We start from the raw sequence: 25,679 nt of genomic DNA on the forward strand, positions 1-25,679 counted from the left end.
GCGCCTGACAGGCTGCCGGGGGCGACCGACCTGCTGCACCTGCTGGACCGGCGGGTGAAGGGCGACCGGCCCGTTCACGGCGTTCGTCGAGCCCGGGCATGGAGTACGGCTTCCGGTCCGGCCGTGACCCGCGCCGCGCGTCACGGCCTTCGCCGGATCGGGTCGGTCGGGGATGTGCCGGTGCGGCCCTGCACGCCGCTGCCCGCACGTGGTCGTCCTGTGTGTCTTCGGGTTGCTCCCCATGCCCGGGAGCGGTGACGAGTGCACCGTCGAGGCGGGCAGTCGGCTTCCGTCCGGCCTGTGCCGCACCTGCGTGCCGAGGTGTCAGTCCGGCGGCGGGAGGAGGGTGCCGAGCGGGCCGAGGTCGAGGTTGAGGTCCTGAAGGGTCAGGCCGTAGCGGGTGCAGAGTTCGGTCATGCGGTCGTGGAGGGCCATGAGGGTGGCGCCGAGGGTTTCTTCCTGAGCGTCGGTGAGGTCACCGGACTCGACGCGGTGGAGTGCCTGGCGTTCGATGAGCTGGCGCAGGAGTTCGACGATGGTGAGGACCAGCTTCATGAGGTCGCGTTCGACGGTGTCCGGACCGGTACTGATCCTCCGGGCCGGGCCCCGGGGCCCGGGGGCGAGGAGCCGGGGGTCGTCGCGGGGCGTGGCAGGCAGCAGTCGGAAGGCGCGGGTGGCCGCTTCGGCGACTTCGTCGAAGCGGTCGGAGGGACGGGGTGTGTCCGTCATGGCCGTCCGGGTGGTTGCGGGACGCCCGTGGCCCACGGTGCGGGGTGCTGTTCACTGATGGACACGATGAGTGCTCGCAGCGATATCCGGACGAGGTCGATGTCCGCGATGGACAGGACGATGTCGCCGGTGAGGACGACGCCGCTGCCGAGCAGGCGGTCGAGCAGGTCGATGAGGGCGACCTGGCGCTGCGGCAGGGGGGCGTCGGGGGCGGCCGATCGGTCGTTGGCTGCCCTCACGGCGCGGTGTCTTCCTCTTCGTGCGGGGCGGCGAAGGAGTAGGGGGCCCAGGGGCCGGTGACGTCGACCCGGATCCCGGGCAGGCCGTCGGTCGACCGCATCACGTCGGCCCGGAAGGCCTCCGCGCGTTCCACGGGGACGAGGTAGGCGTCGTTGGTGACGTTGGTGCCGGGCCCCGGAGCGAGTTCGCCCTGCTGGACGCGGTGGCGGACGCGGTCGACGGCGTGGAGCCGTGCGGCTGCGTCGATCCGCTCGGCGGCCGTCCGGGCCGCGTCGTGGCTGTCCTGCCGGAGGTCCTGTTCGGCCCGGCGGTGGTGGAGGTAGGCGCGTCCGGGGCCGAGGTCCGCCGGTGGGGGCGGGGGCGGGGTGGCAGGGGCGTCGAGATAGAGCTTGACGCCCCACTCCAGCCGGTCGGCCAGCTGGGTGAGGCGGTCGAGGAAGGTCTCCTGCCGGGCGTCGAGCACGGCACGTACGCGGCCGTCGTCGAGGTGGACGGTGGCCAGCCGCAGCGGCAGGACGGTGGTGTGCGCGGCGATCGCCTCGATCACGCCGTGGTGGCTCCGGGCGACTTCCTCCAGCCACGCGAGTTCCTCCAGGTGGCGCCGGAGTGCGGTCTCGTCGAAGTCCTCGGCCGGCACCGGGCTGACGGCGGCCACCGGGTCACGGCCGCGCGTGGGCTGCACGAGGTGGACACGCGAGGCGGCCACTCCGGTGAGGGCCGCGACGACCTGCGCGAGTCCGTCGGTGTACCGGGCGATGGCGTAGGTGTAGGCGAGGTGCGGCCCGGTCATGGCTCGTCCCCCGTGTCTGGCCGGGTGCGGGGCGGTGTCCGCTTCGTGCGTGCGGGCCGGCGCGCAGGCTTCTCGTCGGCGGCCGCGGCGGGCGGCAGGCCCTTCTCGGCCCGCAGGGCCTCGAGCTGTTCGCGCAGGCGCCGGTTCTCCTCCTCCAGCGGCTCCCTGCTCCCGGCCCGGGAGGACAGTGAGGGGTCGTGCTCCCACCAGTCGATGCCCATCTCCTTGGCCTTGTCCACGGAGGCGATCAGCAGGCGCAGTTTGATGGTGAGCAGTTCGATGTCGAGGAGGTTGATCTGGATGTCCCCGGCGATGACGATGCCCTTGTCCAGCACGCGTTCCAGGATGTCGGCGAGGCTGGCCGAGGACTGCCCCCCGGGCGGCGCCGATCTGGAGGGGAAGGAACCCAGGCGGTTGGCGACGGGCTCGGTCACGGTCGTTTCGCCTCCTTCTCCGGCCGGGGTTGCGCGGTGCACTGTCAGGTGCCGGTCTGCTGCCTGTGGGCCCTGATCTCGTCCAGGCGGTCGAGGAGCTCGTCCTCACGCCGGTCGAACGTCTCGTCGTCGATCTCACCGGCCAGGAGTGCCCGCTCCAGAGCGCCGAGTTCCTGCTGGACGGGTCCGGGATCGTAGTACTCGTTCTCGGCGGTCTCCACCACGCGTTCCAGCACCCAGACCGTGCCGCGCAGCGGCGCGAGCGGGAGGGTGAGGATCTGGGTGAGCAGGCCCATGGCGGCTTCCTCCTTCCTCAGACGAAGCTGTAGGCGGGCAGCGGGCCGTGCAGCCGGAAGTCGAAGTCGTCGCCGAGTTCGGTGGTGAGGCCCTTCTCGGCCGCGAGGAACAGCTGCTCGTGCTCCCGGTCCACCAGGAAGGAGACGTTGAGGAAGTCGTCTCCCGTCGGCTCGGAGTTGACCTCCTGGCGGGCGTGGGGCCGCAGGGCCTCGGTGATGCCGGTGGCCAGCGCGTAGTGGCGGGCCCGGACCTCGTTGGCGACCAGTTCGCCGAGGGCCAGCGGCAGGTCCGGGTTGGTGTTGCCGCCGGTGATCTCGTCGTTGAGCTGCCTGGCCTCGGGGGAATCCAGCAGGATCTGGCGCAGCAGGGCGCTCTCGTCGATGGCCGCCTTCAGGTGGTACTCGGCGCAGCCCTCCAGGGCGGTGAGGCGCTCCAGGTACTCGTCGTGGCGTTCGGTGAGCGCCGCCCGTACCGCGTCGTCGTCCGGGGCGGTGAGGCCGAACTGCAGCGGCAGCACGGTGCCGTCGGACATCAGGCGTTCCTGGACGCTCTGGTGCGCGGTGAGGTCGCGGCGTTTGGGCCGCAGTTCGTCGGGGGCGTCGCTGACGACCGCGCAGAGCGGCCCGGCGCACACGCTGCGGAGCGTCGAGGGAGGCTCGCCCACGCCGACGAGCCCGGCCAACTGGCGGGGGTGGGAGGCGGCGGTGATGGAGTACACGTACACGGACACGTCATTCCTCCCGGCGCCGGGCGGGCCTGCGGGCCGGCCGTTCACGCTTGGGCGCGGGCTCCTTCTCGTCCTCGTCGTCGCTTCCGAGGTGGAGCGCGTCGGTGACGGCCTCCACGGCGCCGGACAGAGCGCCCTTGCTCTTGCCGTGTGCACCTCCCTCGGTGACCTCGCCGACGATGTCGGTGAGCTTGCTCGGCGCCTTCCGCCCGGCCTCCAGGTCGAGGCGGTTGCAGGCCTCGGCGAACCGCAGATACGTGTCGACGCTGGCGACGACGATCCGGATGTCGATCTTCAGGATCTCGATGCCGACCAGGGAGACCCGGATGAAGACGTCGATCACCAGCCCGCGGTCGAGGATCAGCTCGAGAATGTCGTAGAGACTGCCGGTGCTCCCGCCACGGGAAACGCCGGCTTGGCCTTGCGGCACCACCGTCACGGGTGCCTCCCTTCACCGGCCGCCGGTGCTTCCGGCGGGTGTGCCCCCACTGCAGCCGGGTGAGTGTCACGTCGGCCGGTCGACCTGCCCCCTGCTGTAGCGGCGGATCCGCTCGTAGCCGAGCAGTTCGCCGTCCTCGTCGAGCGTGACGCGGTAACTGGCCATCACGCTGGTCGTGTCCGGGATCCGTTCCAGTTCCACCACCTCCACGTCGGCCTGCCAGCCCTCCTCGGTCGGCTTCAGCGCCGACACCGACTCCGGCGGCCGGCCGAGCAGTTCGGCGAGTTGCTCGGCCGCGTAACGGATGGCACGGGGGGCCGAGACCCGCCGCGCGGGCTTGGCTACACGGCGGCGAGGGGCTGTTCGCGGCTCGTGGGAGCCTTCACGGGCACGCCTACCGGCCGTGGCACCGTGCTCACTGCCTGCGGCCATCTGCCTGCTCCGGAATCGGGCGTATCGGTTGCACCCATCAGCGCTACTTCCGTCCTGCTGTCCCATTGTCCCCTGCCCGGATCGGCGGCGCAGCCGCGCACGTCCGATGCACGGGACGACCGTTGATGTCGGCCCCGGGCCCACCGGGACAACATGGTTTGCCACACGCCGCCGCCGTACAGAAGCTCCGTACCCCGCGTGCACTCACCGGGCCGACTGACCAGACTGGAGATACGGCTCGCCGCGGCCCCGAGCGCCGAGAGGGTCCGTCCCTCGCGGTGTCACAACGCGGTTGACGGGGTGCGCGTGAGTGACGGGACGTCATGACGCCCCGCGCGCCGGGGTGGGTCAGGCCCTCCGGCCGCACCGCGTGTGCCCGCTCGCCGGGAACGTGGTGGCGAGCCCGGTGCAACGCTCCCGTCGCGGGTACGGGCCCTCGCGCCGCCGTGTACGCCCCTGGACGCGGTGCCCGATCGGGAAGGGGGACACGAGCCGAAGGGATGACTTCATGAACAACACCACCAAGGTCGCTCTGGGCGCCGCGGTCGCCGGCGGATACGTTCTCGGACGCACGAAGAAGGGGCGGCTCGCCTTCGCCGTCGCGACGTACATCGCCGGAAGGCGGTTCGGCCTCGATCCGAAGCAACTCGCCACCGAGGGGCTCCGGAAGCTGGGCGAGGTTCCGCAGGTCGCGGAGCTGGGCGAGCAGGTCAAGGGGGAGCTGCTGGAGACGGGCAAGAAGGCATTGGTCGCTGCGGCCAACCGACGCGTCGGCGAGTTCGCCGAGTCCCTGCACGAGCGCACGCTCAACATCGGCAAGCCGAAGGAGGAGCCCGAAGAGCCCGAGGACGAGGAAGAACCCGAAGAGCCCGAGGACGAAGAGGAGCCCGAGGAACCCGAGGACGAAGAGGAGCCCGAGGAGCCCGAGGACGAGGAAGAACCCGAAGAGCCCGAGGACGAGGAAGAACCCGAGGAACCCGAGGACGAGGAAGAGCCCGAGGAACCCGAGGACGAGGAAGAGCCCGAAGAGCCGGCGCAGGAGCGTGCTGCGCGGGGCCGCGCTGGTCGCACCTCGCGGTCGGCCCGCAGGGCCGAGCCTTCGCCTGAGCCCTCGCCTGAAGGCAAGCCGGCGAAGAAGGCCCCGACCCGGAGGCCGACCACGGCCGCCAAGAAGGCCCCGGCGAAGAGACCCACTCCAGCCAAACGCTCGACGGGTCGCGCGGCGCCGGCCAAGAAGGCGGCAGGACCGAAGGCGTCCGCCCCCGCGAAGAAGGCGCCCGCCAAGGGTGCCGCACCCGCCAAACGCTCGACGGGTCGCGCAGCGCCGGCCAAGACTGCGGCCAAGAAGGCGGCAGGACCGAAGGCGTCCGCCCCCGCGAAGAAGACCGCGGCCAAGAAGGCCCCCGCGAAGAAGGCCGCGGCCAAGAAGACCGCAGCGAAGAAGACCGCATCCGGCAGGTCCTCGACCCGCTCCAGCGGCAGGAGGTAGGCCATGGCCACGACGGAACGTGAGTCGCGCGAAAAGTCCCCGGAAGAGTCGTCCGAAAAATCGGGTTTCGACAAGCTGCGTGAGGAGGCCGTTCACTATCTCGGGGCGCAGATGGAGCACCTGGTCGAGAAGGCCGGTGACAAGGTCTCCGACCTTACGGGTCAACTCGGGGAGGTCGCCGAGAACGGGGGGGTGCTGCCGAAGGTCGGCGCCCGTGTCCTGCAGGGTGACTCGCCGATCAAGGCCTTCCTCGGCGAGAAGGCGAAGAGCGTCAAGGACAGCGTCGTCGACAAGGTCAAGGGGGCGTTCGGCGGGGGCGGCAAGCCCGGGCGGAAGTCCGGCAAGAAGCCGATGAACATGATCGAGGCCCTCGACGTCGGCGTGCCCGTGCGCACCGCGTACGACCACTGGACCAAGTACGAGGACTTCAGCGGCTTTGCCAAGGGAGTGCAGAGCGTCTCCCAGGGCGACGAGGTCACCACCGACTGGAAGGTCAAGGTCGGGCCGTCGAAACGGAGTTTCAAGGCCACCGTCCAGGAGCAGGTGCCGGACGAGCGCATCGTGTGGACCTCACAGGGCGCCAAGGGCAGCACCCGCGGCGCTGTGAGCTTCCATGAGATCACCCCGACGCTGACCCGCATCGTCCTCGTCGTCGAGTACTACCCCGCGGGCTTCTTCGAGAAGACCGGGAACATCTGGCGTGCCCAGGGCCGCCGCCTGCGGCTGGACTTCAAGAACTTCCAGCGCTACGTCTCCCTCACCAACGACGAGGCCGAGGGCTGGCGCGGCGAGATCCGCGACGGCGAGGTCGTCAAGACCCATGACGAGGCCGTGGAAGAGGAGGAGGCCGCCCGGGAGCGGGAGGACCAGGAAGGCGCGGACGAGGAGTACGAGGACACCGAGGGCGAGTACGAGGAGGAGCCCGAGGAAGGTGACGCCGAGGGCGAGTACGAGGAGGAGCCCGAAGAGGGTGACGCCGAGGGCGAGTACGAGGAGGAGCCCGAAGAGGGTGACGCCGAGGACGACTTCGACGACGAAGCGGAGTACGAGGAGGACGCTCCGGAGGACGACGACGAGTACGAGGACGAGTACGACGAGGCCGACGACGACGAGGCCGAGGGCTTCGAGCCGGATGAGGAGGAGGACGACGACCGCGCCCGCCGATGACAGTCCTCCCCGAGCTCCCTCCCTGGCCGCCACGATCGACGAGCGGAGTGGCCTGACCACCCGGATCACCGTGAACCCGGCCCGGTGGCCGGGCAACCGCGAGCGAGCTCCTCGCCGTGGAGGCGGACGGTGGCGCGGCGAAGCCGGTGAACGGTTCCGGTTTCCCGCCGGCGGCGGTCGCGCCCGCTGACGGACCGGGTGAGGCCGGCGTACGCACGGGCTCACCCGGAGCCGGGCCATCTCATGGACTGGATCCGCGTGGACGTTCTGTTGCTGATTGCCGGCAGCCACAGCGCCGGCCGATTCGTCCCGCAGGTGGAGGGCGCGGCCCGGGATCGGCTCCCGGGCCGCGCCCTCCAGCAGCGGCGCACCGAGTGTGGTAGTCGACATGCATGCCGATGGAGCCCCCCAGCGCTGCAGGCCGTCCGTCTCCGTATCGACGGCTGCGCCGGTGGATCCGCCGGTCGCCGGTCGGGCGTGGCTGGGCACGGGGCGGGGATCTGCAGCTGTCTCAGCGGGCGCTGGGCTTCGCGGCGCTCGGGTTCCTCACCCTGGTTCCGCTGCTGATCGTGGTCTCGGCGGCCGATCCGGACCGCGGGCGGGGGTTCGCGCAGTGGCTGGGGGACGGGCTCGGTGTGTCGCCGGCTTCCAGGCAGGAGGTCGAGCGGCTCTTCGGGCGGCCCGGCCAGGCGTTCCGGACGACGACGGCCTTCGGCCTCGCCGCCCTGGCGGTGTTCGGCCTGTCGTTCGGGGCCGCGGTGCAGAGCGGTTACGAGAAGGTCTGGGATCTGCCGCCGGCCCGCTGGTGGGCCCGGTGGCGGCATGTGCTGTGGCTCGCCGTCCTCATCGGGTTCCTCTTCCTGTTCGCCACCAGTACGCTCGTGCGCCGGTCCGAGGCCGGAGATCTCGGGGCGGCGCTGGGCGCGGTGGTGTTCGTCTGGTGGTCGCAGTGGCTGCTGCTCGGCGGGCGGGTGCGCTGGGGTGCGCTGCTGCCCGGGGCCGTGGTGACCGTGGTCGGACTGCTCGGCCTGCGGCTGTTCTCCCGGCTGGTCTTCTCACCGCTGATCGCGTCCAACACGGTGACCTACGGCCCGTTCGGGACCGTTCTGGTCATCCAGTCGTGGCTGGTCGGCGTGGGAGTCGTCGTCTTCGGTGGCGCGCTGGTCGGCCGTCTGATCCACGAAGACCTTCCGCGCGTGACGAGCGTGCTGAAACGATGGAAGTGAGACCCGACTCGGCAGCGCGGCCGTTGCGGGAGGGACATCCGCACCCGCGCCCGCGCCCGTGTGTGGAAGCCGGCCGGCCGGTCTTGACCGTGATCAGCCGGTCTTGACCGTGATCAGGAAGTGCGGCGCCCGTGTGCGACCGGAACGGCAGATGGCATCGCCCCGACCGCGGCGTGTCGTGACGTCGGGCAGGTGGGCTCTCGACAGCGCCGGCGGCTTACGCGGAGCGCCGCGGCCTCGGATCTGACGGCCCGGCGCCGCGGTCGGAATCTGCTGTGCGGATTCGCGATCGTGGCGCCGGGCCTTGGGAAGGGGCGCAGGTTGCGGCTCAGTAGTAGTGGGGGCGGCTGCCGACCTGGTGGCCGACCGCGCCCATGATCCACAGGATCAGGCCGATGACGACCAGGACGGCGCCGATGGTCCACAGGAATCCGATGCCGGCGACGAGTCCGATGACGAGGAGAATGGCTCCGAGAATGATCACGATGGTCTCCGTTGTGGTTTCCCCCCGTGGTTCTCCGTCAGTGCGGGGAAGGTGCTTTGCCTTTCCTGTTCTCGGTCTCCGTTCCAGAGGATTTGCGTCTTCCGGCCCCGGTCGTGGTCCGCGGGGTCCGGTGCCCGTGTCCGGCGTTTGTCGGTTTTCCGGGCCGGGGGGGTAGGGGTGGTGGTCAGGCCGGTGAGGAGGATGTCGAGCCCGCGCTCGAGTTCGGCGGCGCCGTCGTAGGTGGCGAGAGCGGTGGCGAGGGAGCGCAGGAGGGGGAATTCGCCGAGCGGCAGGCGGTGGAGCCCCAGGCGCAGCAGGTCGTCGGTCTCCTCGGGGTTGTCGACGAGTTCCTGGAGTTCGTCGAGGACGTGGCCGTTCAGGAATCCGAACAGGGCGCGGTAGATGTGCAGCGCGCCGGGGCCGTCGAAGCCGGCGCGGGTGAGCAGGGTGAGAACGGCTTCGAGCGGACGCAGTGTGCCGCGTGGGCGCAGGGCCAGTGGGGTTGCCAGGGGGCGGGTGACCAGGAGCGGTACGACGTTGGGGTGCTCGAGGGCGAGCCGGCGGTAGTCGCGGGCGACTGCGCGCAGTTGGGCCGCCCAGTCCGGGTCGGCGGAATCGACCGTGAGCTGACCGAGGACCGTCTCGGCGACACCGTCGAGCAGGGCGGCCTTGTTGGCGGCGTAGCGGTACAGGCTCATCGGGTCGTGGTCGAGGGCGCGGGCCAGACGGCGCATGGACAGTTTCTCGACGCCCTCGCGGTCGATGATCTCCAGGGCGCAGGCGAGCATCCGCTCGCGGCTCAGTTTTCCGTCCGTGTGTCGAGCGTGTTCCCGGACGGCCGGGTCGGCCGGGGTCTGGGGCATGGCGGTCCTCCTGTCACTCTCGGCCACCGCCGACGAACTTGAAGTTCGTAGACCTACGGTGTAGCTATTACCCTACTCCAGGAGTTAGCTGTATGTATACACCGTAGATCGTCTGGAGTTGCCATGATCCTTGTCCTTCTCGGACTTCTCGTTCTGGCGGCCGCGACCGTTGTCGCAGTCGCCGGAATATTCACCAACACCGGCGCCGTACACGAACTCACGAATTCGTTCTCGGTCTTCGGGCATCACATGACCGGCTCCACCGGCACACTCTTCCTCTTCGGAATCATCGTCGGGGCGGCGGGCATGCTCGGACTCGGACTCCTGTTGACCGGCGCGCGCCGCACCTCGCGTCGCGGCAGCGAGGCACGCCACGGACTGCGCGACTCCCGCCGCGAAACGGCGGCCGTCGCCGAGGGCCGCGACGACCTGGTCGAACAACGCGACACCGCACGTGCGGAGGCGACCTCGGCCGGCCGGGACGGCATCGCCGACGAACGCGACGACCTCGCGCGGCAGCGCGACGACCTCGCCGAACAGCGCGACGCCCTCGCCCGGCAGCGGGACGAGCTGATGAGCGATCAGCCCCGCTCCTTCCACGAGCAGACGGCCGGCACCCGCGTGGCCCCGATGCCCCCGGAGGGCGACGGCAACGCTCGCGCGAACGGCGAGCCGGAGCCCGACGGACAGCGCGCGCCCCACCTGATCGGGCACCGTTCCGCCTCCCAGTGAGGCCGGCGGCGACTGTCACCACGTCACGACACGCACGAGAAGGAGATCAGCCATGGGTATGGGCAAGAAGGCCGCGCACAAGGCCGAGGAAGTCAAGGGCGGGGCGAAGAAGGCCGCCGGCGCCGCCACCGGCAACCGCAGCCTGGAGGCCGAGGGCCGCGCCGAACAGATGAAGGGCGCCGCCAAGCAGGCCGGCGCCAAGGCGAAGGACGGCGGCATTCCCCGGACGGCACCGCCGCCGAGGTGTCCGCACCTGGCCCCCCTCAGCCGTCGCCCTCGCGAAACCGGGTGGGAGTTCTCCTGGATGCGGATCCGCGCGATCTCACGGACGTCCGAGGCGTCGCTCTTCCTCAGCCCGGAGATGTCGATCTCGGAGATGTAGCCGGAGCCCGGAGGGAGACGTAGGCGCCGTCCCCGACGATCGTCGTGTGCCGCGGGTCGCGGCCGACGGCGATCCGGGTGAGCGCCCCGTGCGACTCCAGGTCGACCACGGAGACGGTGTTGGAGCCGGAGTTGGAGACCGGCATGTGGCGGTCGCCGGGCAGGATGTCGAGCCCGCGCGGTCCGGAGCCGACGGTGATCCGGCCGACCTCGCGGTGCGTCAGGCTGGCAACCCGTGTAGAGCACCTGTCAATGGTGGGCGGCGAGGCCTCACAAGAACTCCCGATGCGCGTGAATTCCGCACCCTCCGGATTCCCGCCCACCGACCTGGTCCGCGCGCCGCACCTCCGTACCGCACTCCGTACCGCTCTCCGTGCTGCTCTCCGTGGCGCGTTCCGTGGTGCTCTCCGTGGTCAGCACGGAGGCGGAGGGCACACCGGTCGGGAGAGGCTGTGACCACGGCGATCGGGCCCGGCGGAGGCCCGGGCGATCACGGCCACGACCTCGGGAGCGAGTATGGGCGGTACCGGCGATCCGGGGCGGCAGTCCGCCCGGACGGGCGAGGAGCCGACGGCGGCCGGGCTCCGGCCGCGCGACCGGCGCCGGCGGGACACCGAGCACCGGCTCACCCACGACGTCGACGTCTGGGTGGCCAGCGCCTCGGCCGACGGCGATCCCCACCTGGTGCCGCTCTCCTTCGACTGGGACGGCGCGGCGCTGCTCGTGGCCACCCCGGCCGACAGCCCGACCGGCAGGAACCTGGCCGCCACCCGCACGGCCAGGCTCGGCCTCGGCCCCACCCGCGACGTGACGATGATCGACGGCGACGTCGACGTCCTCGAGATCGACGCACTGCCGCAGGAACAGGGCGACCGGTTCGCCGCACGTACCGGCTTCGACCCGCGTACCCTCACCACGCCGTACCGCTGGTTCCGCATCAGGCCGCACCGCATCCAGGCCTGGCGTGAGGCGGACGAACTGTCCGGCCGTACCCTGATGCGCGACGGCCGTTGGCTCGCCTGACCGTCTTACACAGCACCAACCTTGATCGCCCGTCAGACATTTTCACGAGAGGACGCCTCCCATGACGAACACCAAGAAGTCCGCCCCCGGCAGCAGCGCCGCCGAGGAGAAGTTCGACGGGTTCACGCCCGAAGAGCGCCAGGCGATGAAGGACCACGCCAAGGAGCTCAAGGCGTCCGCGCGCCGCAGTCCCCGCACCGCCAAGGCCGACGCGGAGCAGGACGTCCTCGCGAAGATCGCCGAGATGCCGGAGGCGGACCGCGTCCTCGCCGAGCGGATCCACGAGATCGTCCGCTCCGCCGCCCCGGACCTCGCCCCGAAGCTCTGGTACGGCATGCCGGCGTACGCGAGGAACGGCAAGGTCGTCTGCTTCTTCCAGAGCGCCCAGAAGTTCAAGACCCGCTACGCCACCCTCGGCTTCAGCGACCTCGCCACCCTCGACGAGGGCGCCATGTGGCCCACCGCCTACGCCCTGACCGAACCGACCCCCGAGGCCGAGGCCCGGATCGCCGAGCTCATCGCCAAGGCCGCGGGCTGAGGCCCGGCCCTGCACGGCGAACCGGCGGACCGGGGTTTCCCAAGGCTGTCGTCGTGGGGGGTCGTCGGGCCGCTCGATCAGGCGGTGAGGGCAGGCCTGCCGCCCCGGCGCAGTCCTCCGACCGGCGGCGGGCCCCACCCGCGCCGGCCCGGCGAACCCATGGGGTCACCCGCTGGAGGAGCAACTCCCAGGTGCCATCCGCCGACCAGCGGCGATGCCGCTCGTGCACCGTCTTCCACAGCCCGCGGCGCTCCGGCAGATCGCGGCACTGCACACCTGTCCGGATCCGGTACAGCACTCCGTCGATTACCTGCCGGTGGTCCCGCCACCGGCCACGGCGTCGGTTTCTCACCGGCAGAAGCGGCTCAAGTCGCTCCCACTGGGGGCCAGTCAGATCACCCCTGTGTTCGCCAGTCCTGTCAACGACTCGACTGATCGGCGGGGCACTGCCTGACTCCTGACCCACAGTCATGAGCGGAGTCGTCGGAGAAAGCCGGGAGCGAGCGTCGAAGATCGCTGGGTATAGTGCAGGCGCTTCGCCCCGATGACCCCGTCGCCGAGGAGGCCGTCCCATGGAACCCGTCACGCTGATCACCGGTGGCTCGACCGGAATCGGCGCCGCCACCGCCCGCGCCCTGCTCAAGCAGGGCCACCGCGTGGCCGTCACCGGACGCGACGCGGGCAAGCTGGCCGCCTTCGCCACCACCGCGGGGGCGGGCGAGCGGCTGCTGACGATCACCGGCGACGCCGGCGAAGCGGATGACGTCGCCGCCGCCGTCCGCCACGTGCTGGACACCTGGGGCCGGCTGGACAACGTCATCGCCAACGCCGGTTTCTCCCTGCCCGGCAACCTGGAGACCCACGCCCCCGAGGACATGCGCGCCATGATCCTCACCAACGTCCTGGGCCCCGCCCTGCTGATCCAGGAGACCCTGCCCCACCTGAGGACCTCCAAGGGCCGAATCGTGATCATCGGCTCGGTCGCCGGCGTCCGCCACACCCCCGGCAACCTCTACTCCGTCACCAAGTGGGCCGCCCACGCCCTCGCCGAGAACACCCGCCTCCTGGTCGGCCAGGACGGGGTCGGCGTCACCGTTGTCGCCCCCGGCATCGTGGACACCCCCTTCTGGCACGGCCGCGGCGGCACCCCCGAGGCAGCCGCCACGATGACCGCCGAGCAGATCGCGGACACCATCGTGTTCGCCGTCAACCAGCCCGCGGGCGTGGACATCAACCACATCACGGTCCGGCCGACGGGGCAGGTCGGCTGAGGCAGAGCTCCCAAGGGTCTTACGGGAAGGCGCCTTTGGCCCCGCCAGGCATGGTGTTGCGCGGGCCGGGGGCGCCTTCGGATCCGGGCCACCACCCCGCGGCGTTCCTGAGCACCGTTACCGCCGCTGCCTTGATCATCTGGCTTGGACTTGAGGTCATCCCACAACGCAAGGGGACGGTGGGCCGAACAATGGTCAAGAGTTGTGGATCGCGCAACGTATGCCCCCTGAACGCTCGCGTTTCCGGCCTTCCGGTCCCGATCCGGGCCGGGGCGGCCGGTTATGCCTCGTCGAAGCACAGGCAGAAGGGGTGTCCGGCGGGGTCGAACATCACCCGGACGTTCTCCTGCGGCTGGGACTCCGCGACGGTGGCACCCAAGGTGACCGCCTCGGCAACGGCGGAGTCCAGATCGCCGACTTGGAAGTCGAAGTGCATCATCGGGCGCTGTTCCCCGGCGATCGGAGGCCAGACCGGAGCCCGATAGCCCTCCGCCTGCTGGAAGACGAAGAACGGTCCTTGCGGGGAGGCGGCGACGATGGCTGTTCCAGGTTCCTCGTGTCCGATGTGCCAGCCAAGGAGCTCAGCGTAGAACTTCGCCAGACCGCTGGGGTCCGGCGCCTCGATCGTCGTTCCCCACCACATGCCGCCGGTTCGAGATCTCATGCCAGTAGCCTGCCCCATGATCACGACCTTGTCGTGTGCTTGACCGGGCATTCGTCGAGAACCGCCCGGCATCAGACAGCGGCGGCCTCCGCGCGCTCGACCAGGACGCCGTTCTCGAACCTGGCGCCGGAGCGGACCAGCGCGACCAGATGGGCGCCGGTGATCGCCCGCCAGCGGTCCTGGGCGGACTCGACCAGCTTGAACACCATCGCGAGGGCCACGGTCGGGCTGCCGGCGCCACGCGTGACCTTGGTCCGCAGCTTGACCGTGGAGAACGTGAACTCAATGGGATTCGTGGCCCGCAGGTGAATCCAGTGCTCGGCCGGGAAGTCGTAGAACGCCAGCAGCTCCTCCCAGTCCTCGGTGATCTTCGCGACGGCCTTGGGCCACTTCGTCCCGTCGGTCTTCGCGAACGCCTCGATCGCCTGCTCCGCGTGCGCTCGGTCCTCGGCGTTGTGGATCTCCTGCATCGCCTTCGTCGCGCCCGGCTGCGTGGACTTCGGCAGAGCGTTCGTGACATTTCGAGCCTTGTGGACCCAGCACCTCTGGTGCCTTGCGGCGGGGAAGACCTCGGCCAGGGCCTTCCACAGGCCCATCGCGCCGTCGCCGACCACCGGCTCGGGGTCGCGCATGCCGCGTCGACGGCAGTCGTGCAGGAGGTCCCCCCACGACTCGGTGGACTCACGCAGCCCCTCCGCGATGGCGATCAGTCCCTTGTGCCGTCGAGGCGGCCCCCGAGCCGGACCAGCACGCAACTGCGCGCCTGGCCGAGCCGAACCTTGGGATGCACGCCGTCGGCCCACACGTAGACGAAGTCGCGGTCGGACAGGTCCCGGTCCTGGAAGGCGGCGTGGTCGTCCTGCCACTGCTTCGTCAGCCGGGTCACCGTCGCCGGCGACAGTCCGGCCGCCGAGCCGAGGAACTGCTCCAGCGCGGGCACGAAGCCCCCGGAGGACAGGCCGTGCAGGTAGAGCAGTGGCAACACCTCGGAGACCTTCGGGGACTTGCGGCACCACGGGGCGAGGATCTTCGAGGAGAACCGCACGCGCTCACCGGCCTCGTCTACGCGGCGGTCGTTCACCCGGGGCGCGGTGACCTCGACCGGCCCGGCCGCCGTCACAACGGTGCGGGGCTGGTGGCGGCCGTTGCGGACCACACGATCGCCGGCACGCCGCCTCGTCCCCGGGCCACCCGGAATTGCCGCCTCAGGGGCCGTTGCCCGTGCCGGAGCCGGGGATCCAGCCGTGGTGGAAGCCGTGAGCCTCGTCGGAGCGGCTGACGACGTCCCGGGCCGTCCGGCCGCCGAAGAGTCCCGTCCCGGCGGAGAAGACCGGCAGCAGGGTGCGCAGCGCGCGTCGGCCGTGGAGTGCGACGAGCAGGGCCGCCTCCTCGGCGGCTCCGGGTCGGTCCACCGGTCGGGTGGTGGCGGCGGGGGCCGGTGGCAGTGGGTGGAGTCGGCGCAGCCGGGCGAGTTCGCGTCGTCCGGCCACGGTTCGGGGTCCGGCGAGGAGGAGGACGAGGGCCGCGGCGGCGAGCGGCGCGCCGGGTACGGCGGCACCGTGGAGGATCGCGGCGACGGCGGCACCGGCGGCGGCCTCCGAGATCAGGCGTGCCGCGGCGAGCCTGGCGGCGCCGCAGACCAGGTGACGGCCGGCCAGGTCCCGGCGCACTTCGCGCCGGGCCCGCTGCACGGCGGGTCGCCCGGCGAGGTCGGGAAGAGCGAGCGGTCTGGCCAGGCCGCTGCGCACGGCGCGGTGCACGGGGGTCGGTTCGGCGGGCAGGTCGACCCGGCCACGCAGCCGCAGCCGTCCCCCGCGGTCGGCGTCCAGCGCCCCGGCGAGGCGGTACTCGACGACGACCACCGCCAACGCGGCCTTCCCTCCGCCGCGCAGGGCCGCCAGCCGCACCGCCCCCAGGCCCTCCGCCCGCCCACGGACGGGCAGCCACCGCAGCAGCGCGGCCAGGAGCACGCCGGCCGCCGAGCAGACCGTCCAGATCGTTCCCATCGCCGGCCTCCGGAGCCGGACCGTGGTGCCGGTCTGCGGGGTGCATCCGACGGTGGAGAGACCACGGCCACGAACCGACGGATGCCCTCGACTCCCCCGCTGGACACCGGACTTGAGCGCCTTCTGAGCTTCGTGGGCCCATGTCGGGTCCGGCGTCCGTTCAGGCCGACAGTGCCTCGTCGTGGCCGTCCTCGTCCTCGGCGCAGGCTGCGGCCAGGCGGTCGAGGGAGATGTCCAGCGCCGCGGCGAGGGCGGCGACGGTGAAGAAGGCGGGGGTGGGTGCCCGGCCGGTCTCGATCTTGCGGAGGGTCTCGGCGGAGACGCCCGCCGCGGCGGCCACCTCCACCATGCTGCGGTCGCCGCGGGCCCGGCGCAGCAGTGCGCCGAACCGCTCGCCGCGCTCGCGCTCCCACGGGGTCAACGGAGTCCTCACCATGACCGTGATACTAATACCGGTATAAGTATTGGGTCCAACGAGGGTGGGAGTCACGCGCATGGTGGAGATCAAGTCGGACGCGGCGCTGGACGCGATGCGCGAGGCCGGCCGGGTGGTCGGCCTGGCGCTGGAGGCCGTCCAGGCGGCCGCGCGTCCGGGCGTGTCGCTGCAGGAGCTCGACGAGGTGGCTCGCGGCGTCCTCGCCGAGGCCGGGGCCCGTTCCCCGTTCCTCGGGTACCGGCCCTCGTTCGCGCCGACGCCCTTCCCGGCGGTGATCTGCACCTCCGTCAACGACGCCGTGGTGCACGGCATCCCGACCGGGTACCGGCTGCGCGACGGCGACCTGGTGAGCGTCGACTGCGGGGCCGAGCTGGACGGCTGGACGGGCGACGCCGCCGTCAGCTTCACCGTGGGCACCGCCCGGCCCGCCGACCTCGCCCTGATCGAGGCGACCCGCCGGGCCCTCGACGCGGGCATCGCCGCCGCGGTGGCGGGCGGCCGCCTCGGCGACATCTCCCACGCGATCGGCACCGCCGCCCGCCGGGCCCGCTGCGGCATGCCGGAGGGTTTCGGCGGCCACGGCATCGGACGCCGGATGCACGAGGACCCGCACCTGCCCAACCGGGGCCGCCCCGGGCGGGGATTCCCGCTGCGCCACGGCCTGGTCCTGGCGATCGAGCCGATGCTCATGGCCGGCGGCCGCGACGACTACCGCACCGGCGACGACGGCTGGACGCTGTTCACCACGGACGGCAGCCGCGCGGCCCACATCGAGCACACCGTCGCCGTCACCGAGGACGGGCCGCGCATCCTGACCCTCCCCTGACCCCCGTGGACGGCCGGGCGGGCCGGAATCCCCTTTGCGCGACCGTGTTCCGGGCGGGTTGGATCGCACCCGTGCCAGAAGAACCGCCGTCCGGGGACAGGTGCACCGTCCTCCACCGATCGCCGGCACCGGACTCCCCGTCCGCGGCCCGCGCCCACGTCCTCGGGCTGTGCCGGCGCACCGATCCGGCGCGCGTCGACGCCCTGCTCGACCTGCTCGACCGGGTCGACCGGCCCGCCGCGACGGCCGACGTGCCCTGGGACGAGGAGCTGGCGCGGGCGGTCGTCCGGGTCGCCGACGACCGTTTCGTCCCGCTGCTCGTCCGCCTCTGCGCGGCGCCGCGCCCGGTCGCCCTGGTGGCGCTCGACGCCCTGGCCGTCCTGCGCCCCGGCCCCGGTGCGGTGCGCACCCTGGTGGCCGTCTTCACCGGGTCGGTGGACGACCGGCGGGTGCACGAGGCGGCGAGCCGGGCGCTGGTCGCGGCGGGCCCGGCCGCGGTGGCGGCACTGGTCCCGTCGGTGCCGTGGACGCGGGAGGCCGACCGCCGGCTGCGGCAGTCGCTCGCCTGGTTCTTCGGACGGGCGGACTGCGGGACGGACCGCGCGGTGCGGGTGCTCGCGGAGTTCCTCTCCGATCCGTGCTCCCGCACCCGCGCCGAGGCCGCGGCCTCGCTCGGTCTGCGCGGCGACCCCTCGGCGGGCCCGCTGTTGCAGCGCGCCCTCGCCCACCCCGACGAGCGGGTCCGTGCCCGCGCCGCCACGGCGCTCGGCCGGGTCGGCGCGTACGAGGCGGTGGAGCGGTTGCGGCAGTCGGCCGCGCACGACGCCTTCCCGACCGTCCGGAACGCGGCCGCCGCGGCCCTCCGCGCCCTGGCCGCCGGGGAGCGCTGATCCCGGGCGGACACGGCCCCCCGGGGGCTCCGAGCGCCCGTCAGCCGTGGACCGCCGCACCCGGGTGGGCGTGCCGGCCGTGCTGCTCGTAGAGGCGGTCGGCCAGGAGGGCGTGGGCGAGTGTGCCGCCGGCGCGGACGGCGGCGGTCACGAAGGCCGTCTCGGCGAGTTCTTCGGCGCTGACGCCGTGTCGGCGGGCGGCGGCGGTGTGCACGTCCAGGCAGTAGGAGCACTGGGTCACGAGGGCGACGGCCACCGAGATCAGTTCGCGGTAGCGGCGCGGTACGGCGCCGTCCTCCCGGTCGACGGCCTCCTGGAAGGCGAGCCAGGCGGCGAACTCCGCCGGGGCGGCCCGGCCCACGGAGCGGGCGCGGTGCAGGTCGTCGGGGTGCTCGTACACGTCTGGACTCCTCGTTCGACGGGTGTCGGCGGGCTCTGTCGTCCGCCGTCACCCACCACCTCACCCGGGGCGGCCGGTGCCCGTCCAAGACCGGTTCCGGGCCTCCGGTTCCGTTCTCGGTATCGTGGCCGGTCATGGACCTGCGGGCGTTGCGCTGTTTCCTCGCGGTGGCCGAGGAGGGCCACTTCGGCCGGGCGGCGGCCCGGCTGCACCTGGCCCAGCCGCCGCTCAGCCGCCGGATCCGGGACCTGGAGGCGGACCTCGGCTGCCGGCTGTTCGACCGGATCCCGACCGGGGCGCGGCTCACCCCGGCGGGCGAGGTGCTGCTGGTGGAGGCGCGCGACCTGCTGGAGCGGGCCGAGCGGGCCCGGGAGCGGGTACGCGGCGCCGGGGCCGGCCGGGTGCTGGTGGTGGGTGTCGCCGCCGGTGCGGGCCTGGACGTCGGCCCGGCGCCCCTGGCGGCGCTGCGCCGCAGCCGTCCCGGGCTGCGGGTGCGGCTGCGGGAGGCGCCCGTGACCGACCCGAGTGCCGGGCTGCGGGAGCGGCGGGTGGACGTGGCGCTGACCCGGTTGCCCTTCGACGCCGCCGGCCTGACCATCCGTCCGCTCGGGGTGGAGCAGGTGGTGGCGGCCGTGCCGGCCGGCGATCCGCTCGCGGCCCGTGAGCGGCTGCACGTCGGCGAGTTGGCCGGCCGGCCGCGGTTCCGGTTGCCGCCCGGGACGGACGCCCGGTGGCGCGCCTACTGGCTCGCGGCCGAGGACGACTCGCCGGGCCCGGTGGTGGCCTCGGTCGAGGAGTGCCTGCACAGCGTGGTGTGGGAGGGCGCGGTGGGCCTGCTGCCGGCGGGAGCCTCGGTGCGGCACGCACGGTCCGGGGTGGCGTTCGTGCCGGTGGACGGCCACCCGCCGAGCCGGATCGTCGCCGCCCGGCCCGCGGACTGCACCGATCCGCTGGTCGACGCCCTGGTCGAGGCCTTGGCCGAGGCGTTGGCCGCCGTGTCCCGGGACGCCCGGGCGTAGCCGCCGGCCGGGGCGTCGGACCGCGGACCGGTCAGGCGGTGGGCACCGGTTCGGCGGGGCGGTCGGCGGCGGCCGGCGGTGCGGTGCGGTGGGCGCGTTCGACGGCCTGGCCCCAGTAGGTGCCGGCCACCATGAGGACGGCGCCGAGGGCGGCGGGTGCGGTGAGCCGTTCGCCGCCGAGGCCGATGCCGACGGCGACCGCCCAGACGGGTTCGGTGCCGAGGAGCAGGCTGGCCCGGCTGGCGGAGCTGCGCTGCACCGCCCAGGTCTGCGCCAGGAAGGCGAACACGCTGCAGAACAGGGCGAGGTGCAGCAGCGATCCCCAGGTGGCCGCGCTCGCGTGCGCGAGGCCGGGCAGGCCCGCGACGGCGGGGGCGGCGAACAGGACGGTGCCGACGACGGTCTGGACGGCGGTCAGGTGCATCGGGCGCAGCTCGCGGCCGGCGGTGAGGCGGCCGACGAGGGCCACGTGTCCGGCGCGGACGACCGCGGCGGCGAGCATCAGCAGGTCGCCGAGGCCGGGGGTGTGCAGTCCGGTGCCGGACATCAGCAGGCCGACGGCGAGGACGCACAGCCCGGCGGCGGCGAAGAACCGGCCCGGCAGCGCGCCGCGGCCGGCGCCGCCGTCGAGGAGGGGGGTGAGCACGATGGTGAGGCTGATGATGAGTCCGGCGTTGGCGGCGCTGGTGTGGGCGACGCCGTAGGTCTCGATCGCGAGGACGGCGGCCTGGGTGAGGCCGAGCACCGCGCCGTACCGCAGTTCGGCGGGCCTGGGCCGGGCCGGGCCGCGGCGGTGGGTGCGCAGCAGGGCGCTACGGCCGGTGCTGCGGCGGGAGCTGCGGGCGGCGCCCGCGGCGATCACGGCGGCGGCCGCGAGCGCGGCGAGCGCGTAGCGCACGAAGAGGACGGTCAGGACGGGGACGGCCCCGGTCGCGGCCTTGGCGGCGAGATAGCTGGAACCCCAGACGATCGCGACGAGCAGCAGGACCAGGTCGGTACGGCGGGTGTCAGGCACGGTGGGCACGGCCACCACGCTGCCGGAGTGCGACTATGAAGCCAAGGACCACTTACTGAAACGATCTTTTAGCAAGGCCTACACGGTCGGGCCTAGACTGTGCGGATGGACGAACGCCAACTGCGGGTCCTGCGGGAGCTCGGCGAGCTCGGCAGCGTCACTGCGGTCGCGGAGGCGATGACGGTGACGCCGTCGGCCGTGTCGCAGCAGCTGCGGCTGTTGCAGCGATCGGTGCCGGTGCCGCTGACCGAGCGCGCCGGGCGGCGGCTGGTGCTCACCGATGCCGGGCGGGCGCTGGCGGACGCGGCGATCGACGTGTCCGCGGCGCTGGCCCGGGCCCGGCACGCCGTCGACCGGTTCGTGGAGCAGCCGCAGGGTCTGGTGTCGGTCGCGGCGTTCCACAGTGCGGGTGCGGCGTTCTTCCCGTTGCTGCTGCGGCAGTCGGCCGCCGAGGCGGACTTCCCGCGGCTCGCCCTCGCCGACGAGGACGTCGCGCAGGAGCGGTTCCCGCGGCTGACCCGGGACCACGACCTCGTCCTGGCCCACCGGCTGGACCACACCGCGCACTGGCCGGGCACGGTGGCGGTGACCCCGCTACTGAACGAGCCGCTCGACGTGGCGCTGCCGGCCGGGCATCCACTGGCGGCCCGGGACCGGCTGACGCCGCACGACGTGGCGGGCCTGCCGTGGATCACCGTCCACGACGGCTTCCCGCTGCTGGCCACCGTGGAGGCGATCGCGGCGGTGGCCGGCAGGCAGCCCGAGATCGTCCACCGGATCAACGAGTTCACGGTCGCGGCGGAGGTCGTCTCGGCGGGCGGCGGGCTGGCGCTGATGCCGCGCTGGACGGCCCGGCGGCACCCCGGCGTCGTGCTCCGCCCGCTGACCGGGGTGCACGCCAGCCGCCACGTCGACGTCCTGCACCGGCCCGAGCGCACCGCCCGGCTGGCCGTGCGCACCGTCCTGGCCGCCCTGGTCCGGGCGGCGGACACCGTCCGCGGCAGCGACCGAGCGGACCCGCCAGCGCCGTAGGAGCCGTCTTCCAGGGGCGCCCGGTTGGGCAACTCAGGGGCGCGTGGGGGCACCTCTGCGGCATCCGTACGCGGCTCAGGAGGTCAGACGGGTCCGTAGTCGGCGCAGGCGGCCCCGGTGATCAGCGCCCAGTACCGGTCGCCGTAGGACCAGTGCCACCACTCGGTGGGGTAGTTGACGAAACCCGCCCCGCTCATGGTCCGGGCCAGCAGGTCGCGGTTGTGGCGGGCCCGGGCGGACAGTCCCGGGGCGTCCAGCGGGCAGGAGCGCTCGTCCCCGCTGCGGTGGCCGTTGACGGCCCCGCCCATGTCCAGTTCGACCCCCTCGGCATCGACGAGGGTCAGGTCGAGGGCGGCCCCTGCACAGTGCGGCGCCACCTCGACCGGGGAGACGAAGGCACTGGCCCGGTGCCGCAGTTCGACGGGGTCCGTGATGCCCGACCGGCGCAGGCGGTCCTCGTAGCGGGCGAACCGCCGCGCCTGCTCGGTGCTGCTGCGGTGCCCCTCCACGACGAGGAGCCCGACACCGTCCGGGAGCGTCCCGGCCGCCGAGCGGAGACGTTCGAGCGCACCCGCCCTGACCCGGCCGTACGTCCCTGCCGCGTCCCGCTCCCGGGGGTCCAGGGCGATCGCCGGAACGGAGGAGATCTCCACGAGCGGCTCGCCGCACTCGTGAACGGGGACTTCGGCAACCCGGGGATCGCTCAGCAGGATCATGGCTCCCGAGCGTAGGGCCCGGTGTCCCGGCCGGGGCGGGACACTGCTGGGATGTTGCTGAGATGGATTGCCGAAGTGGCCGACGAACCACTGGTGCTGGAGCCGGACGACCGGCGGGTGGAGTGGCGGACCAACACCTGGTGGCTGGGTGCGGAGGAGGAGGACGGACGGGCGCTGACCGTGCCGGAGGTGGTCACCGCCTTCGAAAGGACCGCCGAGTGCATCCGGCGCCGCGTCCGCGGGATGGGTTTCCCGGGGGTGGTGACCTTCTACGTGTGGCACGACGAGCAGGCCGGGCAGCTCCGGTGCTCGACCGGTTCGGTGGCCGCGGACGCGTTGCCCTTCGGCGGGGCGTACGTGCCCTCCGACGATCTCGGCCCGGTCGTCGAGGCGTTCCTGGGCGACCTGACGCCGGGTCTGGTCCCCTGGCCGGACCTCGACGAGGTGCACGATCCCTCGGAGACCGTGCCCGTGCCCGTGCCCGAGCCCGAGCCCTTCGCCGTCTGGGTCCGCAGCGTCGGCGCGGTCACGCACTGACCGCCCCGCCGGCCCGCGGCAGTCGCGGTCGGCCCGGACGGCGGTCAGACGCGTCAGGCGGCCACCACGGCCGGGTCGGCCGGGGCGGGCGCGGGGCGGGTGAGCGCGATGACGGCGATGTCGTCGGTGAGGTGGTGGGTCCAGTCGCCGACGTCCGAGGCGAGGTGGCGCACCACGCCGTCGGGGCCGACGGGCGCCGCGGAGAGGCGTTCGGCGAGCGGTAGAACTCGCCGGAGGAGTTGCGGGCCTCGCTCAGGCCGTCGGTGTGCAGCACCAGGGTCTCGCCGTCCTGCACGGCGATCCGGGTCGCCGCGGGTGCGGCTCCGCTACCGAGGGCGCCGAGGCCGAGCGGCAGCAGGGCGGGGACGTCGACCTCGCGGGCGCCGGCCGGCCCGACCGCCAGCGGCGCCAGGTGCCCGCAGTTGACGGTGTCGACGGTGCTGCCGCCGCGGTGCTCCAGGACGAGCGCGGTGGCGAACAGTTCGTCGTCGCCGCGGGCGGCCGCGGCGCGGACGGCCTGCCGGTCCAGCCGGGCCACGAGTTCGCCGAGGTCCGCGGTCTCGTGGGCCTGGCTGCGGAAGCACCCGAGCAGGTCGGTGACGGTCTGCACCGCCTGCAGCCCCTTGCCCCGGACGTCGCCGATCAGCAGCCGGGTGCCGTACGGGGTGTGCACGGCCTCCAGGAAGTCGCCGCCGATCCCGGTGTCCGCCGTGGCGGGCCGGTAGAGCGCGGCGAGGTGCAGTTCCCCGAGGCGGGCGGGCACGGGGTGCAGGGCGGCGTGCTGCAGGGCGGCGGAGGTCTCCTCGGTGCGGGCCAGCCGTTCGGACCGGCGGCTGCGCAGCCACGCGGCGAGCCCGGCGAGGGCGCCGACCACCAGGGCGGCGGTGATGGCGACCGGCCGGTCGGCGTGGTGCGCGCTGGAGAGCGCGAGGAGCAGCAGGTACTGGGCGCCCGCGGCCGCGGCGACGGCCAGGCAGACGGCGGGCCGCCCGAGGACGGCGGCCGCGGCGCCGACCACGGCGGTGCCGAGCCACAGTAGTTCGTCGGCGCCCCGCAGGCCGGGTGCGGTGGGCAGCGCCGAGGCGTACGGCAGGGCCTGCGCGGCGGCCTCGCCGAGCTGGTCGGCCGCCGGGTGCACCGGGGACGCGGCACAGCGGCGCCGCTGTCGACGAGGACCCGGCCGAGGACGTAGGACCAGGGGGCCTGGGCCGTGACGAGGAGGAGGCCGCCGGTGCACACGGTCGCGAGGGCGCCCAGCAGGGCGCGGCGTTTGCCGAAGGCGTCGGCGGCGCGTCCGGTGGCCACCATGGCGGCGAGCGCGGCGGCGATGCCGAGCACCTGGGCGAGGGCCGCGGTGGCGGGGCCGAGGCCGAGTTCGGCGCGGGCGGCGGGTGCGGCGGAGCCGTGCAGGACGGGTGTGAGGACGCACAGCGAGGCTGCGGCGGCGAGCACGGCCCGCAGGGCACGCGTCGAACCTAAGGGGCGGGTCGTGCCGACCGCCCTGCCGCTCGTCACCGGACTGCCGGGCATGGGTCCGGCCTCCTCTCTCCCGCCCCTGCGAATGTCTCCATACCAAGAGTTTCAGAACATGAAATCTATGCATAAGTGAAGAAAGTCCTTATTCACACCTCCTTCATCGCGGCGGGGCGGCCGACGGCGGGCCGGAAGGGTGGGCCTAGCCTGCTACCCATGGGCGATCAAGGAGCGGCGATGGGCGGGGGCGGCCGGTTGGTGCCGGGCGCGGCGGGCTACGCCGAGGCGGCGGACGCGCTGGCGGTGCAGTACGAGGAGGTCACCTTCGAGCAGGTCCACCACGAGGTGCTGCACCTCGTGCCGGGCCGGCCCGGGTGGGTGCTCGACGTGGGCGCCGGGACGGGGCGCGACGCCGCCGCCCTGGCGGCCCGCGGCCACCGCGTGCTCGCGGTCGAACCGACGGCGGCCCTCCGCCGCCACGGGCGGCGCCTGCATCCCGGCGCCGGGATCGACTGGGCCGACGACAGCCTGCCCGAGCTGGCCTCCGCCGGGGACGGCCGGCGGTTCGACGCGGTCTTCGCCACCGCGGTCTGGATGCACCTGGACGCCGCGGAGCGCTCGCACGCCCTGGCCAGGATCGCCGGACTGCTGGCACCCGGCGGCCGCTTCTTCCTGCAGCTGCGCCACGGCCCGGTGCCCGCCGGGCGGCGCATGTTCGAGGTGTCGGCGGCGGACACCGTCACGGCGGGGCGGACGCACGGCCTGCGGCCGCTGCACTGCTCGGAGCGTCCCGACCTGCACGGCCGGGACGGCGTGCGCTGGAGCAGTCTGGTGCTGCAGGCGGACGGCGCCCCGGGCGGGGCGTGAACACCCGGGGCGTGAACGGACCTCCGGGGGCCGCCGGTCAGCCGTGCTGCCGGTCGAGGCCGTCCAGCCCGGCGGCCAACTGCGGCCAGGCGGCGGCGAATCCGGGGTGGAGGCGCAGCCCGGCGACCTCGGTGCGGCTGCACCAGCGGTGGGCGGCCGCCTCGCCGTCGCCGCGGCGCGGGCGGAACGGCTCCAGGGCCTCGGCGACCACGGTGTGGTAGGCCCAGCCGCCGTGGTCGTCGACGAAGGTGTGCAGCCGGCGCAGGGCGGGGAGGCTGCCGAGTTCCTCCGCGAACTCGCGGCGGGCGCCGTCCCAGGGGCTCTCGCCCGCCTCCAGGGCGCCGCCGGGGATGCTCCAGGTACGGCCGTGGTGGACCCGCCAGGAGCGGCGCTGGAGCAGCAGGTCCTCGCCCCGGAGCAGCAGCAGCCCCGCGGCGCCGTGCGGTCCCCAGTGGCGGCATCCGCGCGCGTCCCTGACGAATCCGCGGCTGCTGTCGGCCATGCTCTCCCCCTGTGCGGTGTGCCCTTCCGGCGGG

General features: G+C 73.2%; 32 protein-coding genes and 2 pseudogenes. 14 read left to right on the forward strand and 20 right to left on the reverse strand.

Features of this window, described 5'->3' with window-relative positions:
• Nucleotides 1–324: 324 nt before the first annotated feature.
• The 8 genes from ABD353_RS17955 to ABD353_RS17990 form a co-directional block, all read right to left on the reverse strand.
• Entirely contained in the window at nt 325–729 is a 405-nt protein-coding gene (locus ABD353_RS17955) for a gas vesicle protein K (RefSeq protein WP_344624627.1), read from the reverse strand.
• Entirely contained in the window at nt 726–968 is a 243-nt protein-coding gene (locus tag ABD353_RS17960; protein WP_344624628.1) for a gas vesicle protein, read from the reverse strand. The genes ABD353_RS17955 and ABD353_RS17960 overlap by 4 nt, the downstream gene beginning before the upstream one ends.
• Nucleotides 965–1,759, reverse strand: coding sequence for a GvpL/GvpF family gas vesicle protein (locus ABD353_RS17965; RefSeq protein ID WP_344624629.1), 795 nt, complete (start codon nt 1,757–1,759; stop codon nt 965–967). Before ABD353_RS17965 ends, ABD353_RS17960 begins: the two co-directional genes overlap by 4 nt.
• The gene (locus tag ABD353_RS17970; RefSeq protein WP_344624630.1) at nt 1,756–2,193 is read right to left on the reverse strand and encodes a gas vesicle protein; all 438 of its coding nucleotides are present in this window, start codon (nt 2,191–2,193) and stop codon (nt 1,756–1,758) included. The genes ABD353_RS17965 and ABD353_RS17970 overlap by 4 nt, the downstream gene beginning before the upstream one ends.
• A 44-nt stretch (nt 2,194–2,237) precedes the next feature.
• A complete protein-coding gene (locus tag ABD353_RS17975; protein WP_344624631.1) occupies nt 2,238–2,489 on the reverse strand; it encodes a gas vesicle protein GvpG in 252 nt (83 codons plus the stop codon).
• A 17-nt stretch (nt 2,490–2,506) separates the two neighbouring features.
• On the reverse strand, nt 2,507–3,220 hold the full coding sequence (locus ABD353_RS17980; protein WP_344624632.1) for a GvpL/GvpF family gas vesicle protein: 714 nt from the start codon (nt 3,218–3,220) through the stop codon (nt 2,507–2,509).
• 1 nt (nt 3,221) lies between these two features.
• Nucleotides 3,222–3,656 carry a gas vesicle structural protein GvpA gene (locus ABD353_RS17985; protein WP_344624633.1) on the reverse strand — a complete coding sequence of 145 codons (435 nt, stop codon included), beginning with the start codon at nt 3,654–3,656 and terminating at the stop codon, nt 3,222–3,224.
• A gap of 66 nt (nt 3,657–3,722) precedes the next feature.
• A complete protein-coding gene (locus tag ABD353_RS17990) occupies nt 3,723–4,088 on the reverse strand; it encodes a gas vesicle protein GvpO (protein WP_344624634.1) in 366 nt (121 codons plus the stop codon).
• A gap of 508 nt (nt 4,089–4,596) precedes the next feature.
• Here ABD353_RS17990 and ABD353_RS17995 point away from each other — a divergent pair.
• The 3 genes from ABD353_RS17995 to ABD353_RS18005 all read left to right on the forward strand — a co-directional run bounded on the left by ABD353_RS17995 (nt 4,597) and on the right by ABD353_RS18005 (nt 7,970).
• Nucleotides 4,597–5,577: a histone protein gene (locus ABD353_RS17995; RefSeq protein ID WP_344624635.1), complete on the forward strand. Its 981-nt coding sequence runs from the start codon at nt 4,597–4,599 to the stop codon at nt 5,575–5,577.
• A 3-nt stretch (nt 5,578–5,580) separates the two neighbouring features.
• Entirely contained in the window at nt 5,581–6,744 is a 1,164-nt protein-coding gene (locus tag ABD353_RS18000) for an SRPBCC family protein (protein ID WP_344624636.1), read from the forward strand.
• Between the two features lie 392 nt (nt 6,745–7,136).
• Nucleotides 7,137–7,970, forward strand: a complete 834-nt coding sequence (locus tag ABD353_RS18005; RefSeq protein WP_344624637.1) for a YhjD/YihY/BrkB family envelope integrity protein — start codon at nt 7,137–7,139, stop codon at nt 7,968–7,970.
• Nucleotides 7,971–8,298: 328 nt separating this feature from the next.
• Here ABD353_RS18005 and ABD353_RS18010 read toward each other — a convergent pair whose 3' ends face one another.
• Nucleotides 8,299–8,454 carry a DUF6131 family protein gene (locus ABD353_RS18010; protein WP_199922906.1) on the reverse strand — a complete coding sequence of 52 codons (156 nt, stop codon included), beginning with the start codon at nt 8,452–8,454 and terminating at the stop codon, nt 8,299–8,301.
• Entirely contained in the window at nt 8,451–9,317 is an 867-nt protein-coding gene (locus ABD353_RS18015; protein WP_344624638.1) for a TetR/AcrR family transcriptional regulator, read from the reverse strand. Before ABD353_RS18015 ends, ABD353_RS18010 begins: the two co-directional genes overlap by 4 nt.
• 123 nt (nt 9,318–9,440) lie before the next feature.
• Between ABD353_RS18015 and ABD353_RS18020 the strand changes: the two genes are divergently transcribed.
• The 4 genes from ABD353_RS18020 to ABD353_RS18035 all read left to right on the forward strand — a co-directional run bounded on the left by ABD353_RS18020 (nt 9,441) and on the right by ABD353_RS18035 (nt 11,991).
• Nucleotides 9,441–10,049 carry a hypothetical protein gene (locus ABD353_RS18020; RefSeq protein WP_344624639.1) on the forward strand — a complete coding sequence of 203 codons (609 nt, stop codon included), beginning with the start codon at nt 9,441–9,443 and terminating at the stop codon, nt 10,047–10,049.
• Nucleotides 10,050–10,101: 52 nt separating this feature from the next.
• A complete protein-coding gene (locus tag ABD353_RS18025) occupies nt 10,102–10,431 on the forward strand; it encodes a CsbD family protein (RefSeq protein WP_344624640.1) in 330 nt (109 codons plus the stop codon).
• 515 nt (nt 10,432–10,946) lie between these two features.
• Nucleotides 10,947–11,453, forward strand: a complete 507-nt coding sequence (locus ABD353_RS18030; protein WP_344624641.1) for a pyridoxamine 5'-phosphate oxidase family protein — start codon at nt 10,947–10,949, stop codon at nt 11,451–11,453.
• A gap of 61 nt (nt 11,454–11,514) precedes the next feature.
• Nucleotides 11,515–11,991 carry an iron chaperone gene (locus ABD353_RS18035; RefSeq protein WP_344624642.1) on the forward strand — a complete coding sequence of 159 codons (477 nt, stop codon included), beginning with the start codon at nt 11,515–11,517 and terminating at the stop codon, nt 11,989–11,991.
• Nucleotides 11,992–12,157: 166 nt separating this feature from the next.
• Here the strand turns inward: ABD353_RS18035 and ABD353_RS18040 are convergent.
• Nucleotides 12,158–12,427: pseudogene (locus tag ABD353_RS18040) on the reverse strand (transposase); the annotation flags it as partial.
• A 136-nt stretch (nt 12,428–12,563) separates the two neighbouring features.
• Between ABD353_RS18040 and ABD353_RS18045 the strand changes: the two are divergent.
• Nucleotides 12,564–13,262 (forward strand): SDR family oxidoreductase, encoded by a 699-nt coding sequence (locus ABD353_RS18045; protein ID WP_344624643.1) that lies wholly within the window; start codon nt 12,564–12,566, stop codon nt 13,260–13,262.
• A 280-nt stretch (nt 13,263–13,542) separates the two neighbouring features.
• Here ABD353_RS18045 and ABD353_RS18050 read toward each other — a convergent pair whose 3' ends face one another.
• From ABD353_RS18050 to ABD353_RS18065, 4 genes and pseudogenes are all read right to left on the reverse strand, one after another.
• Nucleotides 13,543–13,926: a VOC family protein gene (locus ABD353_RS18050; protein ID WP_344624644.1), complete on the reverse strand. Its 384-nt coding sequence runs from the start codon at nt 13,924–13,926 to the stop codon at nt 13,543–13,545.
• 71 nt (nt 13,927–13,997) lie between these two features.
• Nucleotides 13,998–15,082: pseudogene (locus ABD353_RS18055) on the reverse strand (IS256 family transposase); the annotation flags it as partial.
• A gap of 49 nt (nt 15,083–15,131) precedes the next feature.
• On the reverse strand, nt 15,132–15,932 hold the full coding sequence (locus ABD353_RS18060; RefSeq protein WP_344624645.1) for a hypothetical protein: 801 nt from the start codon (nt 15,930–15,932) through the stop codon (nt 15,132–15,134).
• Between the two features lie 160 nt (nt 15,933–16,092).
• Complete coding sequence (locus ABD353_RS18065) at nt 16,093–16,368, reverse strand: helix-turn-helix domain-containing protein (RefSeq protein ID WP_344624646.1); 276 nt, start codon at nt 16,366–16,368, stop codon at nt 16,093–16,095.
• A 58-nt stretch (nt 16,369–16,426) separates the two neighbouring features.
• Between ABD353_RS18065 and map the strand changes: the two genes are divergently transcribed.
• Together map and ABD353_RS18075 are read left to right on the forward strand one after the other, a co-directional pair.
• On the forward strand, nt 16,427–17,194 hold the full coding sequence (gene map, locus ABD353_RS18070; protein ID WP_344624647.1) for a type I methionyl aminopeptidase: 768 nt from the start codon (nt 16,427–16,429) through the stop codon (nt 17,192–17,194).
• A gap of 71 nt (nt 17,195–17,265) precedes the next feature.
• Entirely contained in the window at nt 17,266–18,084 is an 819-nt protein-coding gene (locus ABD353_RS18075; protein ID WP_344624648.1) for a HEAT repeat domain-containing protein, read from the forward strand.
• Nucleotides 18,085–18,124: 40 nt separating this feature from the next.
• Here ABD353_RS18075 and ABD353_RS18080 read toward each other — a convergent pair whose 3' ends face one another.
• The gene (locus ABD353_RS18080; protein ID WP_344624649.1) at nt 18,125–18,484 is read right to left on the reverse strand and encodes a carboxymuconolactone decarboxylase family protein; all 360 of its coding nucleotides are present in this window, start codon (nt 18,482–18,484) and stop codon (nt 18,125–18,127) included.
• A gap of 134 nt (nt 18,485–18,618) precedes the next feature.
• Between ABD353_RS18080 and ABD353_RS18085 the strand changes: the two genes are divergently transcribed.
• Nucleotides 18,619–19,503, forward strand: a complete 885-nt coding sequence (locus ABD353_RS18085; protein WP_344624650.1) for a LysR family transcriptional regulator — start codon at nt 18,619–18,621, stop codon at nt 19,501–19,503.
• 31 nt (nt 19,504–19,534) lie between these two features.
• Here the strand turns inward: ABD353_RS18085 and ABD353_RS18090 are convergent, their stop codons facing one another.
• Nucleotides 19,535–20,518, reverse strand: a complete 984-nt coding sequence (locus tag ABD353_RS18090; RefSeq protein WP_344624688.1) for a DMT family transporter — start codon at nt 20,516–20,518, stop codon at nt 19,535–19,537.
• Between the two features lie 105 nt (nt 20,519–20,623).
• Between ABD353_RS18090 and ABD353_RS18095 the strand changes: the two genes are divergently transcribed.
• A complete protein-coding gene (locus ABD353_RS18095) occupies nt 20,624–21,550 on the forward strand; it encodes a LysR family transcriptional regulator (protein ID WP_344624651.1) in 927 nt (308 codons plus the stop codon).
• Between the two features lie 83 nt (nt 21,551–21,633).
• Here ABD353_RS18095 and ABD353_RS18100 read toward each other — a convergent pair whose 3' ends face one another.
• Entirely contained in the window at nt 21,634–22,266 is a 633-nt protein-coding gene (locus ABD353_RS18100; RefSeq protein ID WP_344624652.1) for a M15 family metallopeptidase, read from the reverse strand.
• A gap of 75 nt (nt 22,267–22,341) precedes the next feature.
• Here ABD353_RS18100 and ABD353_RS18105 point away from each other — a divergent pair, with 75 nt between their 5' ends.
• Entirely contained in the window at nt 22,342–22,803 is a 462-nt protein-coding gene (locus tag ABD353_RS18105; protein WP_344624653.1) for a hypothetical protein, read from the forward strand.
• Here ABD353_RS18105 and ABD353_RS18110 read toward each other — a convergent pair.
• Nucleotides 22,793–23,941: a PP2C family protein-serine/threonine phosphatase gene (locus ABD353_RS18110; protein WP_344624654.1), complete on the reverse strand. Its 1,149-nt coding sequence runs from the start codon at nt 23,939–23,941 to the stop codon at nt 22,793–22,795. The two genes, ABD353_RS18105 and ABD353_RS18110, sit on opposite strands and share 11 nt — an antisense overlap.
• 551 nt (nt 23,942–24,492) lie before the next feature.
• Here ABD353_RS18110 and ABD353_RS18115 point away from each other — a divergent pair.
• Nucleotides 24,493–25,143 carry a class I SAM-dependent methyltransferase gene (locus ABD353_RS18115; RefSeq protein WP_344624655.1) on the forward strand — a complete coding sequence of 217 codons (651 nt, stop codon included), beginning with the start codon at nt 24,493–24,495 and terminating at the stop codon, nt 25,141–25,143.
• A 37-nt stretch (nt 25,144–25,180) separates the two neighbouring features.
• Here the strand turns inward: ABD353_RS18115 and ABD353_RS18120 are convergent, their stop codons facing one another.
• On the reverse strand, nt 25,181–25,645 hold the full coding sequence (locus tag ABD353_RS18120; protein WP_344624656.1) for an NUDIX domain-containing protein: 465 nt from the start codon (nt 25,643–25,645) through the stop codon (nt 25,181–25,183).
• Nucleotides 25,646–25,679: the final 34 nt, after the last annotated feature.

The organism is Kitasatospora arboriphila, from assembly GCF_039528095.1.
Taxonomy (GTDB): domain Bacteria; phylum Actinomycetota; class Actinomycetes; order Streptomycetales; family Streptomycetaceae; genus Kitasatospora; species Kitasatospora arboriphila.

Coding starts and splice junctions, on each gene's coding strand:
- ABD353_RS18005 (WP_344624637.1), top strand. CDS start 7,137: ATGCCGATGGAGCCCCCCAGCGCTGCAGGCCGTCCGTCTCCGTATCGA.
- ABD353_RS18030 (WP_344624641.1), top strand. CDS start 10,947: ATGGGCGGTACCGGCGATCCGGGGCGGCAGTCCGCCCGGACGGGCGAG.
- ABD353_RS17995 (WP_344624635.1), top strand. CDS start 4,597: ATGAACAACACCACCAAGGTCGCTCTGGGCGCCGCGGTCGCCGGCGGA.
- ABD353_RS18115 (WP_344624655.1), top strand. CDS start 24,493: ATGGGCGATCAAGGAGCGGCGATGGGCGGGGGCGGCCGGTTGGTGCCG.
- ABD353_RS18095 (WP_344624651.1), top strand. CDS start 20,624: ATGGACGAACGCCAACTGCGGGTCCTGCGGGAGCTCGGCGAGCTCGGC.
- ABD353_RS18015 (WP_344624638.1), bottom strand. CDS start 9,317: ATGCCCCAGACCCCGGCCGACCCGGCCGTCCGGGAACACGCTCGACAC.
- ABD353_RS18120 (WP_344624656.1), bottom strand. CDS start 25,645: ATGGCCGACAGCAGCCGCGGATTCGTCAGGGACGCGCGCGGATGCCGC.
- ABD353_RS18000 (WP_344624636.1), top strand. CDS start 5,581: ATGGCCACGACGGAACGTGAGTCGCGCGAAAAGTCCCCGGAAGAGTCG.
- ABD353_RS18020 (WP_344624639.1), top strand. CDS start 9,441: ATGATCCTTGTCCTTCTCGGACTTCTCGTTCTGGCGGCCGCGACCGTT.
- ABD353_RS18025 (WP_344624640.1), top strand. CDS start 10,102: ATGGGTATGGGCAAGAAGGCCGCGCACAAGGCCGAGGAAGTCAAGGGC.
- ABD353_RS18060 (WP_344624645.1), bottom strand. CDS start 15,932: ATGGGAACGATCTGGACGGTCTGCTCGGCGGCCGGCGTGCTCCTGGCC.
- ABD353_RS18100 (WP_344624652.1), bottom strand. CDS start 22,266: ATGATCCTGCTGAGCGATCCCCGGGTTGCCGAAGTCCCCGTTCACGAG.
- map (WP_344624647.1), top strand. CDS start 16,427: ATGGTGGAGATCAAGTCGGACGCGGCGCTGGACGCGATGCGCGAGGCC.
- ABD353_RS18085 (WP_344624650.1), top strand. CDS start 18,619: ATGGACCTGCGGGCGTTGCGCTGTTTCCTCGCGGTGGCCGAGGAGGGC.
- ABD353_RS17955 (WP_344624627.1), bottom strand. CDS start 729: ATGACGGACACACCCCGTCCCTCCGACCGCTTCGACGAAGTCGCCGAA.
- ABD353_RS18065 (WP_344624646.1), bottom strand. CDS start 16,368: ATGGTGAGGACTCCGTTGACCCCGTGGGAGCGCGAGCGCGGCGAGCGG.
- ABD353_RS17990 (WP_344624634.1), bottom strand. CDS start 4,088: ATGGCCGCAGGCAGTGAGCACGGTGCCACGGCCGGTAGGCGTGCCCGT.
- ABD353_RS17975 (WP_344624631.1), bottom strand. CDS start 2,489: ATGGGCCTGCTCACCCAGATCCTCACCCTCCCGCTCGCGCCGCTGCGC.
- ABD353_RS18045 (WP_344624643.1), top strand. CDS start 12,564: ATGGAACCCGTCACGCTGATCACCGGTGGCTCGACCGGAATCGGCGCC.
- ABD353_RS18035 (WP_344624642.1), top strand. CDS start 11,515: ATGACGAACACCAAGAAGTCCGCCCCCGGCAGCAGCGCCGCCGAGGAG.
- ABD353_RS18050 (WP_344624644.1), bottom strand. CDS start 13,926: ATGAGATCTCGAACCGGCGGCATGTGGTGGGGAACGACGATCGAGGCG.
- ABD353_RS17965 (WP_344624629.1), bottom strand. CDS start 1,759: ATGACCGGGCCGCACCTCGCCTACACCTACGCCATCGCCCGGTACACC.